The following is a 15,406-nucleotide window of genomic DNA, read 5'->3' as shown; positions in this document are numbered from 1 at the left end:
TTCTGAATGTCAGCTAACTCTTTAAATATTTTCTAAACACTTGTATTTTACCAGCCGCCACCACCGCCGCCGCCGCCGCCACCGCCGGAAAAGCCACCACCACCGGATCCGCTGCCGGAACTCGAAGGTTGTGTGGAAGAACTAGCGATCGATTGCGAAAGCGACGAATTGAGCGAACTTGCAAAATTCATATTCATCAGCGATGCGCCGACAAACCAGTTCGATTGGTAGTGATCATTTGCGCCAAGAGCGGATCTTTTTAACATGCTTTGGAATTTTTCTCCCCAAATTTTATCCACGCCCAAAACCATGGCATAGGGCAGCATTTTTTCAAAAACCGCCGGCGTCATCTCAGGCGGATTATGAAACTGCAGCGTTTTTTCTTCCGCCGTTCCCAAATACATTTTAAATCCTTCAATAAGCGATTGTGTTTCCTGTTTTTCCGGCGAAGGCTGTTTGATGAGGTATTGAAAAATCACCATTGCGATAAATCCGAAAATCAAAAAGCCGTACGACGCGTAGAATCCCACGTTTTCGTTTCGTTCCGCATCGGCTGAAAAAGACACGATCGAAAGGAAAATAAGACCCACCGAGACCAGACCGAAGCTCCACTTTATGAGTCGGTACCGCTCAAATAAGAAGGAAAAAAGCACGGCGAGCACCAAAGTGAAAACGCCTAAAAAAATTCCTATTCCTAAATAGGAGTCGTTGTAACTGAGGCGAAAACTAAAAAAGAGTCCCGCGGCATACAAAATCAAAATCGATAATGCGGGGAAAACCAATTTGCCGGTATTATTGCCTTTTTTTAAAAAAGCGTCATGTTGAAATTGCAGACTTGCCTTAAAATCGTTAACGGCATTTTCGATTTTTGAGCTGTATTTTCCAGTGAAAGAAACGGTTTTCGCTTCCCCCGGAAAAAACGTGTTCATCAGGTTGATTTCCTCTTTGGGTAAAGTTTGGTCGGGTTCCTTCGTTTTTTCCAGCGTGTATTCCTTTCCGCCAAAAATTCCTAAAATCCTTTGGTCGTCTTCGATAATTTTAACGAAACCTTTAACGCCCAGACTTACAATGGCCGCAGAAATCATGTGATTGGAGTAATATTCGTTATCCAGATAACCCAACGAAGCGGGAGAAAGATTTTGTGGTGCGTTGAACTGCGGGTAAACCACCGGTTTCACAGGATCGATGCCATATTTTTGCCAACTAGTATAAAAATAGGCAGAAAGTCCTAAAGCGGCCAGAAGCAGAACAGCCAAAACGCCGTATTTCTCCAGTAATCCCGGTGGTGGCGGTGGCGCAAATATTCCTTTGTTGAAACCGACTGCAATCGTTAAACCTTCATTCTTCTGCAGATTTGTGGCAGCAAACTGAATAGCGGTTTCGGAAATTTTTTCGCTGGTGCAATTAGAAGAAGTGGAGCCGTATTGTCCCGTGTAGCAGGAATTTTGAACAATTTTCGCACCTTCGGGTAAATTTACGGTAGCCGAAACTTCGTCGACTTCATAATCCCACAAAGCGCCGTTAACATTCCAGTAAAATTCATCGTAATTTTGGAAAAAGCCAATTTGGTTCGTCGTCGTGTAAGTAAGATCGTAGTCGTAAACGCCGGGCGTTAAAATGTGGTCTTTCTGTCCAAAATAAATGGCGTAATCGGCGCCGGAACTTTCGGTGTGATAAGTTTCTTTCTCACCATCTCTTTTAACTGAAACAATATCGTACTTGATGCGTGTTTTCTTGCCGTTGATCTCTCGCCACAAAGGCAGTGTGCGAAAAATTCCGCGGCGAATGTTTATGCCGGCAGCGTACACTTTTATCTTTTCGTGCACCGTTACAATAGCCTCCTTCGAGATATCGATATCGGAATGAAAGGAGAGGATGTGTTCGTAATTATTCTGCGCGGTGGCGTCGAACGACACGTCCTGTGCAGATCCGAAACCGAAAGTCAGCAGGAGAAAAAGAAAAATAAAACGTTTCATTTTGTTAGAATTTTACAGTCGGCACGGCTCTTTCTGCAACATTATCCAATTCAAAGAAAGTCGATTTTGTAAACTTGTACATGTTCGCAATAATATTGCTCGGGAAGGTTTCTACCAGAATATTATTTTCCCGCACCGTTCCGTTATAATATCTTCTGGATTTTTCGATGTCGCCCTCCAAAGCTGAAAGTTCGGCCTGAAGTTGAAGAAAATTGGCGTTCGCTTTCAGATCGGGATACTGCTCGGCCACTGCATTTAAATTCATCATCGCCTGGTTCAGGTTTTTTTCTGCAGCTTCTTTCTCCTGTATGGAATTGGCGGACATGGCTGCGGCTCTTGCTCTGGTTACGCTGTCGAAGGTTTCCCGTTCGTGCGTGGCATACCCTTTCACGGTTTCGATAAGGTTCGGAATAAGATCGTGGCGTTTTTTCAGCATCACGTCAATACTGCTCCAGGCTTCCTGAACCATTGTTCTCAGCTTCACCAAACGGTTGTAGATGGAAATTCCATACATGAAAAACACCACAAGCAGTGCGATAATTATTAAAAAAGCAATCATAATTATTAATTTTTTGTTTAGATTTTTAACGATTTCAAAACCTACCGATAAGTAAGGAATTGAGGCGAGAAGTTACAAAATATCCAGGCAAAAAATTCTACAACAAAAAAAACTATCTTTGCAAAAATTTTTGGGCTCGAAAAGTTCGAGTAACCCATTAATAATGTCATTATTAAACAAAATTTTATGTCGAATATCGTCGCCATAGTAGGACGTCCCAATGTTGGGAAATCCACCCTTTTTAACCGGTTTCTCGAAAGACGCGAAGCAATTGTAGATTCCACGTCCGGCGTCACCAGAGACCGCCACTACGGAAAATCCGACTGGAATGGGGTTGAATTCACCGTGATCGACACGGGAGGTTATGAAGTAAATTCCGAAGACGTTTTTCAGGGAGAAATCACCAAACAGGTCGAGTTGGCGGTTGATGAAGCTACCTCAATTATCTTTATGCTGAATGTTGAAGAGGGCTTAACAGATACTGATCTGGAGATTCACGAAATGTTGAGACGCTCCAATAAACCAGTGTACATCGTCGTTAACAAAGCCGATTCTGCGAAAGAAGAACTGGCTGCCACCGAATTTTATCAGCTGGGAATTTCAAAATATTACACCATGTCTTCTGCCACTGGTTCCGGAACCGGCGAATTGTTGGACGATATTGTAAACGATTTCCCCACAACCGATTATAAAGACCCTTTCGAAGGTTTACCGAAAATCACCATCGCAGGTCGTCCGAACGTAGGAAAATCCACTTTAACCAACGCTTTGCTGGACAAAGAACAGAATATTGTAACCGATGTTGCCGGTACAACACGTGATTCAATTCAAACTTTATACAACAAGTTCGGACACGAATTTGTTTTGGTGGATACCGCCGGAATGCGCCGAAAAGCCAAAGTAAAAGAGGATCTGGAGTTTTATTCGGTAATGCGGTCTGTTCGGTCCATTGAATATTCTGATGTGGTAATTATCATGGTGGATGCCACTTTAGGGTGGGAATCTCAGGATATGAATATTTTCGGATTGGCTCAAAAAAACAGAAAAGGAATTGTAATCGTTGTAAATAAATGGGATTTGGTAGAAAAAGAGACCAATACGACGCGGGATTTCGAAGCACAGATTAAAGATAAAATTGGTCAGTTTACCGATATTCCCGTCCTTTTCATCTCCGCTTTAACGAAACAGCGAATTCTGAAATCTGTGGAAGTTGCCATGGAAGTTTACGAAAACAGAGCGAAAAAAATTAAAACTTCCAAACTGAATGAAGTGATGCTTCCCGTTTTCGAAGCTACGCCACCGCCGGCCTTGAAAGGAAAATATGTGAAAATTAAATATTGTGTGCAGTTGCCGACGCCAAGCCCGCAGTTTGTGTTTTTCTGTAATCTGCCACAATATGTGAAAGAAGCATACAAAAGATTTACTGAGAACCAACTTCGAAAACATTTCGGTTTCACCGGAGTGCCGATCGAGGTTTACTTCCGACAAAAATAAATTAAAAAGCCTTTTAGAATTTTTCTAAGAGGCTTTTTAGTACTTAAATTTTTCCCGACCTTTGCGACCAAATAAACATCTATGGTAACCATCTTATCAGATCAATTTTCGCTTGTCAATACGTGGATTAACGAACTTCGAAATGTAGAAATTCAGACCGACCGTCTAAAATTCCGTCGGAATATGGAAAGAATTGGCGAGATCGCCGCTTTCGAGATCAGCAAAGGTTTAGATCAAAAAGAAATTGAAATTACCACGCCTTTAGATAAAATAAAAGCCAGAGAAGTTGCCGTACAACCGGTCATTACAACGATTTTAAGAGCCGGAGTTCCTCTGTTTCAGGGGATTCTCAATTATCTCGACAAGGCAGATTGTGGCTTTGTAGCCGCCTACAGAAAGCACGATGCCAACGATTATTTCTCCATAAAACAGGATTATTTAACCTGTCCCAGCATCGACGGCAGACCTTTAATCGTTGCAGATCCGATGCTGGCCACCGGCGCCAGCCTGATTGAAGCCATTAAAGATCTGTTAAATCACGGCAAACCTACGCAACTTCATATCGTCGCCGCCATCGCTTCAAGACAGGGCGTCGAAACCATTCAAAAAGCCTATCCCGACGCAAAAATCTGGGTTGGTGTCATCGATGAAAATCTAACTTCCAAAGGTTACATTACGCCGGGCTTGGGCGACGCTGGCGATCTTTCTTATGGCGAAAAATTACAGCGATAAAAATTCTCTGCGCTAAAAGAATACGCTTTGATAAAAATAAACGCGCTCAAGTCCCTCTCCCTTGGAGAGGGATTTAGGGTGAGGACTTCAGCAGAAACGGGTTACTCTAAAAAAGCTTACGAGTTCCTCTCCATCGAGAAGGATTTAGCGTGAAGACTAATCCATCGCCATCACCAACACCGAAACCCTGTTCTCCGGATTTTTCAAAATTTCCCAAACCACATCGCTCATTGTCTTTCCCGTCGTGAAAACATCATCGATAACGAGGATATGTTTGCCCCTGATTTCTTTCGTGATGCTGAATGGATTTTTGCTTTTATCGCGCTGCGCCTTATTCTTTTTCGCCTGCGCTTTTTTGTAGAAATTTCTTTTGATTAAAGAATGATCGCACGGAATCCCTAGATCTTCAGATAAAGTATCGGCAAACAAATGAAGCTGATTGTAGCCTCTTTCTCTCAGTTTCCGGCGGTGAAGTGGCACCGTTACGAGGAGATCGGGTTGCAACTCTTTCAAATTTGTTTTCTCCAAAACCCATTGCGCCAAGGTTTTTCCAACTTTTGGGCGGCCGCCATATTTTAACTGGTGAATTATTTTTCGGCTCAGACTTTCATCTTCAAACTGCATCAGCGCCACGGCGCTTTCTACAGGAAAAAGAAGCTGGCAGCGTTCCTTCAGCAAATTAGTCTGATCAAAATGATGATGCGTAAAATAAATCTGGTCAAAACACGCTGCGCAAACCACTTCATTTTGATGAATGATACGGTTGCAGTCCAGACAGCGGTTCGGAAAAAGGAGATCTAGGAAAAACATACTCTGTTTGTTTACTGAAAGTTACGTTTTTCCCTCTTATTAAATTATTCTTTAAATTTTCGGACTGTACTTTTTTATGTTGGTAGCACCAGGTTCACAGCGAATGTTTCGATATCATTAAAAAAGATTAAACTTTCTTTATCTTTGCAGCATGATACGCATCACCAAGATTTTCACTTTCGAAACCGCCCACGTTCTTTACAATTACGACGGCAAATGCAAAAATATGCACGGACATTCCTATAAACTGTTTGTTACCGTAAAAGGAAATCCCGTCAACGATCTGGACCATCCCAAAAACGGAATGGTCGTCGATTTTGGCGACATCAAAAAAATTGTTAAGTCAGAGATCATCGATGTTTGGGATCATGCCGTGATGCTTAACGGAATTTCGCCACACAAAAAATTGGGCGAAGATTTAGAAGAAAAAGGGCATAAAGTAATTTACTGCACTTATCAGCCGACGTGCGAAAATATGCTTTACGATATCGCCGCAAAAATAAAAAACCTGCTGCCGGAAAGCGTTACTTTAGCTTATCTCAAACTTCACGAAACCGAAAACTCGTACGGAGAATGGTTTGCAGAAGACCAAAATTAATTTGAGAATTATAAAATTTGAAAATGTGTTAATTCGCGTAATTCGAAAAATTCATGTAATTCTTAAAAAAAATGAAGATCACTTTAGAACCCAATAAAAAAATCTATTTCGCGTCCGACCAACATTTTGGTGCGCCCACGCCGAAAGAAAGCAAGATCCGTGAGGAAAAGTTTATTCGCTGGCTGGAGGAAATAAAAGCTGATGCGCAGGTTTTGTTTCTCATGGGCGATCTCTTCGATTTTTGGCATGAATGGAACCACGTCGTTCCGAAAGGTTACGTTCGTGTTCTAGGAAAATTAGCCGAATTAAAAGATTCGGGAATTGACCTTTACATGTTTGTTGGCAACCACGATTTGTGGATGAAAAATTATTTCGAAGAAGAGATTGGGTGCAAAGTTTTCTTTAACAAGCAGTATTTCGAAATCAACGGTAAAAATTTCCTTTTGGCGCACGGCGATGGATTAGGTCCGGGCGATAAAGGCTATAAAAGAATGAAGAAACTTTTCACAAATCCTCTTGCGCAGTGGGCTTTCAAATGGCTTCATCCCGATATCGCCATGAAAATGGCCATCTATTTTTCCACGAAAAACAAGATGATTTCCGGCGAAGAAGACAAAGCTTTTTTGGGCGAAGACAAAGAGTTTCTGATTATTTATTCCAAAGAAAAACTCAAGACCGAAAAGATCGATTATTTTATTTACGGTCATCGGCATTTGCCCATGGTTCTCGAGCTGGAAAACGGCAAAGCGAAGTACATCAACCTGGGCGACTGGATTACGTATTTTACGTATGGTGAATTTCAAACTGAATTTCAGCTGAAATCTTTTAAACACGGCGTCTCAGAGGTTTTCACGGAGCACACAGATTTATCATAATGCTGCACGAAAATGAAATATCGCAAATCGTGTTTGATTCAGGACTTAAGATTCATCGAAATTTAGGACCTGGACTTCTTGAAAGTGCCTATGAAGAATGTCTTTTTTACGAGTTATCAAAAACAGGTTTGTTAATAGAAAAGCAAAAAGCAATGCCTTTGGTCTACGAAAATGTAAGATTAGATATCGGTTATAGATTAGATCTGATGGTCGAACGAAAGGTGATTATCGATGTAAAATCTTGTGAATCTTTAAATGATGTCCATCTTGCACAGGTTTTAACTTATTTAAAATTAAGCGGCTGTAGACTGGGTTTGCTTATCAATTTCAATACAAAATTATTTAAAAACGGTTACAAAAGAATTCTCAATGGCGATGTTGCTCTTTAGATCTCTGTAAACTCCGTGCAAAAACTCCGTATCTCCGTGGTTAAAAACATTTTCAACATACAAACCGAAGCCGGTTTCCAGCAAAAATGCCTGGAAACTTTCCGCTATCAATATCAAAATATACAAGTTTACCGCAAATTTGTAGACTATTTAAACATCGATCCCAAGAACATTCACGAAGTTGAACAAATCCCTTTTCTGCCCATCGAAATGTTTAAAAATCACACGATTTTAGATGAAACAAAATCCACGGACCTTTTTTTTCAAAGTTCCGGCACCACGCAGATGAATCTTTCCAAACACTGGATCGCCGACGAAAATTTATATCGCGAAAGTATTGCGAAAAGTTTCGGACAGTTCATCGGTCCGCCCGAAGATTATATTTTCCTCGGTTTGCTGCCGAGTTATCTGGAAAAGCAGAATTCTTCTTTAATTTACATGGTCGATTTCCTGATGAAGAAATCCGGGAAACCCGAAAACGGCTATTTTCTTTACAATCACGCCGAACTTTTGGCCCTTCTGCAAAAACTCTCCGCCGAAAATAAAAAGGTAATTTTATTTGGAGTTTCTTTCGCGCTGCTGGATTTTCTCGATTTCGTCGAAGCAAATCGGCACATCATCTCCTCTTCACAACAACTTACAATCATCGAAACGGGCGGAATGAAAGGCCGGAAAGAAGAAATGACGAAAGACGAACTCTTAAAAATTTTTCACAAAGGTTTCGGTACCGATAAAATCTACTCCGAATATTCCATGACCGAATTGCTCTCCCAAGCCTATTCCTTAGGTCAAAATATTTACGAAAGTCCAAACTGGATGCGCATTCTCATCAGAAATACGGAAGATCCTTTTTCTTATGTTGAAGCCGGCAGAAATGGCGCCATCAACATCATCGATCTGGCAAACCGGCATTCCTGCAGTTTTATTGCGACGCAGGATTTGGGCAAAGTCCTTGCAGATTTTGAGATTCCTCACTTCGTTCGGAATGATAAAGGAGTTTTGTCGAATCCATTTCAGGTTTTGGGAAGGATCGATCATTCTGATATTCGCGGGTGCAGCCTGCTCGTCTCTTAATATTTAAATTTCATGCTAAAAGTAGAAGAACTTACCTATAATTATATCTCCAAATTTTGCGATTTCGAGAAGGATCTTGTTTTAACAAATCATTTCCACTCCGATTGGGAAGCTGATATTTTAATAATTAATGAAAAAGGTTTCAGCCACGAAATAGAAATTAAATTTTCGAAAGCTGACTTCAAAAATGATTTCAAAAAAAAATATCAGAATCAGCAAACGAAGGAAAAATTTTTAAAACACGACAAAATTTCCTGCGGCGATTATCCCTGCAACGAATTCAGCTTTCTGCTGCCGCAGGGAATGATCGAGGCGGCGACAATCCCCGAAAACTGCGGAATTATCGAGTTCGATCACAATCCGGATTCCTGGGAAACGGCTTTTTACGTTGTTCGTAAACCCAGGCGCGTTCACGACGATCCTTTCTGGAAATTCTTCGATAAAGATCTGATGCTCAAAATAATGGCGCGAAATCTATATTTTAAAAAATTGGAAGTGAAGGGAAAGTTCGAGGAACTGATTTTGCCGCCCACCTTTCTGGCAAAGAAATAAAGCCGAGGCGATTTTTCAAAATTCCTATCTTTACATAAATTAAAGCAGATGAAATTCAATAAAATAAAAACAGCGTTGTGGTCGGTCGGAATTTTAATGGTTATTTTCCTCGTTTTTTTTCTCTATCAAATGACGCAAAGCGAATCCATTAATTCTATGATGACGATTTTGATGTTGCTTTTAGGTTTGATTTTGGGTGGCGTGATCGCTTTTTTAGCTTCGAAGAAAATGACTGCGCAACCGGCAATGATCACAGAAAGTTCGCACACCATTGCGGAAAGCATGCGAAAAGTGTTTAAAGTTGTGGCGGCAGAAGGCCATTTCAACGAAATCTATAATTACGAGGAAACCACCAAACTTCTCAATTTTATTCCGTCCAAGAAGAAAGCTTTGGTCATTATTCAGGCAAAAGTTTTAATTGGGTACGATTTTGAAAAATTCCAGTGGGAAGTTGATGAGCAGAACCGAAAAGTAAAGCTGCTGAATTTTCCGGCGCCCGAAATTCTCTCCACGGAAACCGATTACAAGTATTACAACATCGAAGAGCAGTTTTTCAATCTATTCAGCAAAGATGATCTTGCCAGAATTCAGCAGAACGGCAAAAGGCAGGTGATCGAAGCGGCGAAAAAATCGCATTTGCCCGAAGTTGCCGCCGAACAGATGCGCACGTTGCTGACGGAACTTCTGGAAGGCAAAAATTTCCTTCTCGAAAATTCCGCTAAAATTTCGGAGAGCAAAAATCAGATCGATTACAGCGGGATGAATAAATCGCACGAAAGTACTTCCATCTGATGCTTTTAATGTCTCATAATGATTGATTATGAATAGGTTATAAATCAAAAATAAATACAGGCTTTTGAGTTTTATACAGGAACTTTATTTATTTTTACATCCTAAACTGATCAAAATGAAATATTTTTACTCGCTAATTTTAGCTGTGCTGTTACCTTTCGCGGCCTTTGCACAGCAGCAGATTACCTATTCTGTAAATCCGCCCACGTTTAATGAGACCGAAGCCCTTACCATTACTTTTACGGTAAATGAAACCGCTTTTGGCGTGGCCACCTCGCATTCGCTTTATCTTTGGGCCTGGTCTGTGGACACCAGTAATTCGCAGGCTGATTGTCCGACCAACGGCTCCTGGACCGCTTCGGATCCTGTAAATAAACTGACTTACGTTTCGAGTTCGGGCGCAACCGGTACTTACACTTATACAATGAATACCGTAAAATCTTTTTACGGGAACCGCCCAAATCCACTCGCAAAAATTGGCTTTCTCGTTAAAACCGTTAACGGAAGCGCTCAGTCTCAGGATATTTTGGTGAATGTCGGTCGATTTCAGTTTAATTTAACAAATCCGGTTCCGGGAAGCACGAATATCGTCAATGCGGGAACCGTGATCAATATTACCGGAACATCGTCACTACCCGCCAACTATGTGGTTAAAGCCAATGGAACGCCGGTGTACACAAGTTCTTCGGCGTCCACAACTTTAAATTTTCCTTACACGGTAACGCAGGATGCTACCATCGATGTGGTGGCAACGAGCGCGGCAGACGGCAGCGAAGTTGTAAAATCTTTCAGCGTTTCGCTTGCAATTCCTGTGGAAAGCGCGCCGGTTCCCGCCTATATGAGACAGGGAATTAATTATGATCCTGCAGATCCGACGAAAGTAGGGTTGGCTTTGTATGCGCCCGGAAAAGCGTACGTCCACGTCATCGGAAGCTTTAACAACTGGACGGTCAGCGGCACCTACCTCATGAAAAAGGACACTGCCAATCCTAATTTATACTGGACGGAAATCACGGGTTTAACGCCGCAACAGATTTACACATTCCAGTACAGGACTGCGGACGGAATTAAGGTCGCGGATCCTTATTCGCCATTGGTTCTTTCCCCGTACGACGATCAGTACATCAATCAGGATGCAATGGTTTATCCGGATCTTCCGGTTTATCCTGCCGGTCAGGATTTCGAAGTTTCCGTTATCCAAACGGCAAAATCTGCCTACAACTGGACAGTTACGAACTTTGCCAAACCTGCGAAAGAAAATTTAATTGTTTATGAATTATTGGTAAGAGATTTCACGACCCAAAAAACTTGGCAGTCCCTGATTGATAAGATTAATTATTTAAAATCTTTAAAAATTAACGCAGTTGAACTAATGCCTGTTATGGAATTTGACGGCAATAGTTCCTGGGGTTACAACACGGCCTTCCATTATGCCCTCGATAAAGCCTACGGAACACCGGAAAAATTTAAAGAATTTATCGATCTGTGTCACCAAAACGGTATCGCCGTCATTTTAGATGTTGCTTTAAATCACGCTACGGGCAGAAGTCCCATCGAAAGAATGTGGATGATCGATCCGGATGGAGATGGTTTCGGCGATCCGGCGCCAGATAATCCTTACTTCAATCAGGTTGCGAAACATTCTTACAGCGTGTTTAATGATTTCAACCATTCCAAACCCGAAACCAAATATTACGTGAACCGCGTTTTGGAACAGTGGATCAAAGAATATAAAGTAGACGGTTTTCGGTGGGATCTCACCAAAGGTTTCACCCAAAACTGTACCGCCGGCGACGATGCCTGCACGAACGCATATCAGCAGGACCGCGTGAATATTTTGAAAGGTTATGCCGATAATCAGTGGAGTTACGACCCAACGTCCTATATCATTTTTGAGCATTTAGGAACAGATTCCGAAGAAGCACAGTGGGGCAATTACAAAGTAAACGAAGGAAAAGGCGTGATGATGTGGGATAAAGAAACAACGCAGTACAACCAAAACACAATGGGATTCTCCGCGAACAGCAGTTTTAACCGCGTTAATTACAGCGCGCACGGTTTTTCCGACAGACGCGCGATCAGTTATGGCGAAAGTCATGATGAAGAAAGAATCATGTACAAAAACATTACGTTTGGCGCGGAAGGCGCGGGCTACAGCACAAGAGATCTTGCGACTGCGCTGCAGCGACAAAAAGCTTATGCGGCAGTTTTCCTGACGGTTCCCGGACCGAAAATGATCTGGCAGTTTGCAGAGTTGGGCTTCGATAAAAGTATTTATACGTGCGAAAACGGTACGGTGAATACGGAAGATGATGCCACGCCGGGCGACTGCAAACTTAGTCCGAAACCGTCGGCGTTTGGTTTGGCATACGATGTGGATGCCGCGCGGAAATCGGTCTACGATACCTGGGCAAAAATCCTCGAACTGCGTCTGGCTAATGACGTTTTCAACACGAAAACATTCACCGTAGAATCCGGAAATTTAATGCCGAGAATTTATATTAATAACGCCGCCGCTGCAAATGCTTTAAAAAATGTAGTGATTCTGGCGAACTTTACGTTAACGTCTCAAAATATTGTTCCGAACTTTCCCTACACGGGGAATTGGGTAAATTTAATGGATAACTCCGGATTTTCTGTTTCGAGCACAACTACGCCGATTACCATCGAACCGGGCGGGTTTAGGATTTTTGGAAATGCGTCGGCTTTAGGTACCGACGAAATCGGTCAAAATAAAAACGCCGTTTCCTTAGTGCTTACGCAAAATCCGGTTATGAACGGAACCGCCAATATTCGCTACACGAACGCGAAAAACGGTTGGGTAAACATTTATGATCTCGCCGGAAAATTGATCAGGACTACAAAAGTTTCGAAAGATAATGGCGACGAAGCGATCCCGCTTAAGGGTTTAAAAACCGGAATGTATCTTCTTCAGCTGAAATCGGAGAAAGGAGTTGCGGTGACGAAAATGATCGTGAAATAAATTTTAGCAATTATTATGCATACAGCGCTTCACAAATTTTTGTGAAGCGCTTTTTTTAATAATGAAAATCTTTGGGCGTGTGCTGAATGTAATCTGCCAAAACCTTGCGCTGCTGCCCGTCTCCCATTTCGACGAGTTTTTGATATTGCGCCGGATTCCGAAGATAAATTTTTTGGAAGACCAAGTTTCCTTTCACAATGATTTTCGGAAATAAAGAAAAAACGGCCGCAGGTTTCGGGATTTGAAGACGTTCGATAATGTCTTTATCGAGCAAAAACCAGTTCATGCTTCGATGCAGATTGAGCAGCATTTTCCGCTGAAACGGATGTTTGTAAATGGTGTTTTCTAAATTTTCCTGAAGCAGTGCTTTCGCCAGTTCCGCAGAGCCTTCGTCGCCCTCAACCTGAACTTTCGTCCACCAGTAAAACTGTTCTACAGCTTCCGGACGGTTATCCGGTAAAAATTCCGCCGGAATGCCGAGCAGATAACCAACATATTTCCAGAGGTGCAACACGCCCTTTTCCTCTTCGGCGGAAATTTTTATTCCTAATTTCATCAAACCCTGCATAAACACGAGAGAAAATCCTGTATAAGTAGCGATCATATCCCAATGATTGATGGGTTCGCCCCATTTCTCGTAGTCCCAATCCGGTGTTTTTTCTTTAATTTTTAAGCGCGCATAAGAATGCATCAAACGCGTACGAACGATGAGTTGATAGGCTTCGGAATTCGGTTTCAAAGCATTTTCCCGCGTCACGTGAACCCAAAATTCCAAAGTATCTTTAAGCCTTTTTACGGGGCTTTTCTTTAACAGTCCTGTTAAAACCAAAGGTTTGCTAATGTAGGCGAAATCATAACCACCCATCAAACTAAAATCGCGCAGCGTAATTAAACCGTTCGCGCCGGTCCGCATACAAAATCTGGCGCCTTTATTGGCCAAATCTTCGTCGAACCACGCCGGGATTTCCTGCATCTGAAGAAACATCTTTTGCACATGTTCCGGCGCGGCATCTCTTTCGGAGATTGGATTTTGTGAGTATTTTTCGATGAGCGCACCGGCGTCTTTGTAAGGCAGTTTCCGGTAAGTTTCTTTAACAACCGCATCGCCAAGATCGTCGATCTGGTGATAAAGGGGCGCAAATTTTTGAAAGATCTGCGGATTGGGTTTTATCTGTGCCCAGTCCAGCAGTTCTTTTCCGTTTCCGCGTGTCCAGTAATTGTTGAATTCGTTATTGTTTGGAAGTTTTGCTTCTATCTTCATTATGCCTTTTGTTAAAATCAATTCTGCGCAAAAAATGCAAAAACTGAACTGCAATCTTTAAGCCATTGGAGGTTCTCCTTAGAAAAGCAAACGGTGCAATTCTGAATAGATTATCTTTGCGGAAACAATATCGAAATTATGTCTTTTGAATCTCTTGGCTTATCACACAACATTATCAAATCCGTTCGGAAACTGGGTTTTCTAAAACCTTTTCTTATTCAGGAGCAAACCATTCCGGTCATTTTATCCGGCAAAGATCTCATAGGAATTGCGCAGACGGGCTCCGGAAAAACCGCGTGTTTTGTGATGCCGATTCTGGAAAAAATTCAAAACGAAGATGTGAAAAAGGACCGTAATATCCAGGTTTTGGTGTTGGCGCCCACGCGGGAACTCGTGATTCAGATCGACGAGGTTTTTCGGGCGTTTACGGAAAATTTAAAAAGAGAAATCCGAACGATGGCGGTTTATGGTGGCGTTTCTATTAATCCCCAAATGAAAGGCCTGTTTGGCGTCGAAATTTTGGTTGCAACACCCGGAAGATTGCTGGATCTGATCGAGCATAAAGCTTTGAGCATTTCGCAGATCCGCTATTTGGTTATTGATGAAGCCGACAAAATGTTTCAGTTAGGTTTTGAAGAAGAGATGAACAAACTTTTCGCCATGATGCCTGCGATGAAACAAACGACCATGTTTTCCGCGACGTTGAACGAAAAAGTGGAGGAGATTAAAAAACGTTTGACGATTGAGCCGGTTTTGGTGGAAATTAAGCAGCAAGAAATCAATATCGATCAAATTGAACAGATCGCCTATCACGTTACGGACGAAACCAAAGGGCCTTTCCTGCGTTTTTTGATTAAAGAACAAAACATTAAGCAGGCTTTAATTTTTACGTCTTCCACAAGAATTGCAGATCATTTGGTTGAAAAACTGAAGAAAAATAAAATTCCAGCCACGGCGATTCACGGCCAGAAATCACAAGGTGCGCGAAGCACGAATCTGAAAAACTTCAAAGAGGGAGAAACTCAGATTCTGGTCGCCACCGATCTTATCGGACGCGGAATTCATATCGAATCTCTAAACTTCGTGATCAACTACGAATTGCCTCGGTCGCCGTTAGATTATGTTCACCGAATTGGCAGAACGGGCCGCGCGAACGAATCCGGAACCGCAATTACGTTGGTGACGGACGGTGAACTGCAGCACTTTCGGACCATTCAAAAAAAGATGGGCAAAAAAGTGGACCTGATTTATACCGACAACGTGGATCTGCACGGTTACTAAAATTCAAACATAAAAAAAACCTCCCGAAAT

14 protein-coding genes are annotated in these 15,406 nt (G+C 42.1%); 10 read left to right on the top strand and 4 right to left on the bottom strand.

What is annotated here, in order from left to right; genetic code table 11:
* Positions 1–47: 47 nt before the first annotated feature.
* Together L0B70_RS02070 and L0B70_RS02065 are read right to left on the bottom strand one after the other, a co-directional pair.
* Positions 48–1,976: a DUF2207 domain-containing protein gene (locus L0B70_RS02070; protein WP_235142668.1), complete on the bottom strand. Its 1,929-nt coding sequence runs from the start codon at positions 1,974–1,976 to the stop codon at positions 48–50.
* A gap of 4 nt (positions 1,977–1,980) precedes the next feature.
* Positions 1,981–2,535, bottom strand: a complete 555-nt coding sequence (locus tag L0B70_RS02065; protein WP_235142667.1) for a LemA family protein — start codon at positions 2,533–2,535, stop codon at positions 1,981–1,983.
* A 186-nt stretch (positions 2,536–2,721) separates the two neighbouring features.
* Between L0B70_RS02065 and der the strand changes: the two genes are divergently transcribed.
* Both der and upp read left to right on the top strand, forming a co-directional pair.
* Positions 2,722–4,029, top strand: a complete 1,308-nt coding sequence (gene der, locus L0B70_RS02060) for a ribosome biogenesis GTPase Der (RefSeq protein ID WP_235142666.1) — start codon at positions 2,722–2,724, stop codon at positions 4,027–4,029.
* Positions 4,030–4,110: 81 nt separating this feature from the next.
* Positions 4,111–4,761, top strand: a complete 651-nt coding sequence (upp, locus tag L0B70_RS02055) for a uracil phosphoribosyltransferase (RefSeq protein WP_235142665.1) — start codon at positions 4,111–4,113, stop codon at positions 4,759–4,761.
* Positions 4,762–4,917: 156 nt separating this feature from the next.
* On the opposite strand, the gene L0B70_RS02050 is transcribed toward upp, so the two are convergent.
* Entirely contained in the window at positions 4,918–5,571 is a 654-nt protein-coding gene (locus L0B70_RS02050; RefSeq protein WP_235142664.1) for a ComF family protein, read from the bottom strand.
* A gap of 151 nt (positions 5,572–5,722) precedes the next feature.
* On the opposite strand from L0B70_RS02050, the gene L0B70_RS02045 reads away from it, so the two are divergent.
* From L0B70_RS02045 to L0B70_RS02015, 7 genes are all read left to right on the top strand, one after another.
* Positions 5,723–6,169 (top strand): 6-carboxytetrahydropterin synthase, encoded by a 447-nt coding sequence (locus L0B70_RS02045; RefSeq protein ID WP_235142663.1) that lies wholly within the window; start codon positions 5,723–5,725, stop codon positions 6,167–6,169.
* A gap of 71 nt (positions 6,170–6,240) precedes the next feature.
* A complete protein-coding gene (locus L0B70_RS02040; RefSeq protein ID WP_235142662.1) occupies positions 6,241–7,044 on the top strand; it encodes a UDP-2,3-diacylglucosamine diphosphatase in 804 nt (267 codons plus the stop codon).
* 2 nt (positions 7,045–7,046) lie between these two features.
* The gene (locus L0B70_RS02035; protein ID WP_235143544.1) at positions 7,047–7,433 is read left to right on the top strand and encodes a GxxExxY protein; all 387 of its coding nucleotides are present in this window, start codon (positions 7,047–7,049) and stop codon (positions 7,431–7,433) included.
* A gap of 36 nt (positions 7,434–7,469) precedes the next feature.
* The gene (locus L0B70_RS02030; protein ID WP_235143543.1) at positions 7,470–8,507 is read left to right on the top strand and encodes an acyl transferase; all 1,038 of its coding nucleotides are present in this window, start codon (positions 7,470–7,472) and stop codon (positions 8,505–8,507) included.
* 12 nt (positions 8,508–8,519) lie between these two features.
* Positions 8,520–9,059, top strand: a complete 540-nt coding sequence (locus L0B70_RS02025) for a hypothetical protein (RefSeq protein WP_235142661.1) — start codon at positions 8,520–8,522, stop codon at positions 9,057–9,059.
* Positions 9,060–9,107: 48 nt separating this feature from the next.
* A complete protein-coding gene (locus L0B70_RS02020; RefSeq protein ID WP_235142660.1) occupies positions 9,108–9,851 on the top strand; it encodes a DUF4230 domain-containing protein in 744 nt (247 codons plus the stop codon).
* Positions 9,852–9,966: 115 nt separating this feature from the next.
* Positions 9,967–12,834, top strand: coding sequence for an alpha-amylase family glycosyl hydrolase (locus L0B70_RS02015; protein ID WP_235142659.1), 2,868 nt, complete (start codon positions 9,967–9,969; stop codon positions 12,832–12,834).
* Between the two features lie 55 nt (positions 12,835–12,889).
* Here L0B70_RS02015 and L0B70_RS02010 read toward each other — a convergent pair whose 3' ends face one another.
* A complete protein-coding gene (locus L0B70_RS02010) occupies positions 12,890–13,699 on the bottom strand; it encodes an oxygenase MpaB family protein (RefSeq protein WP_407929701.1) in 810 nt (269 codons plus the stop codon).
* Between the two features lie 534 nt (positions 13,700–14,233).
* Here L0B70_RS02010 and L0B70_RS02005 point away from each other — a divergent pair.
* Entirely contained in the window at positions 14,234–15,376 is a 1,143-nt protein-coding gene (locus L0B70_RS02005) for a DEAD/DEAH box helicase (protein ID WP_235142657.1), read from the top strand.
* The last annotated feature ends 30 nt before the right edge of the window (positions 15,377–15,406 follow it).

It is taken from the genome of Kaistella sp. 97-N-M2 (genome assembly GCF_021513235.1).
Lineage (GTDB): Bacteria > Bacteroidota > Bacteroidia > Flavobacteriales > Weeksellaceae > Kaistella.
This window is presented reverse-complemented; position numbering and strand designations above follow the sequence as displayed.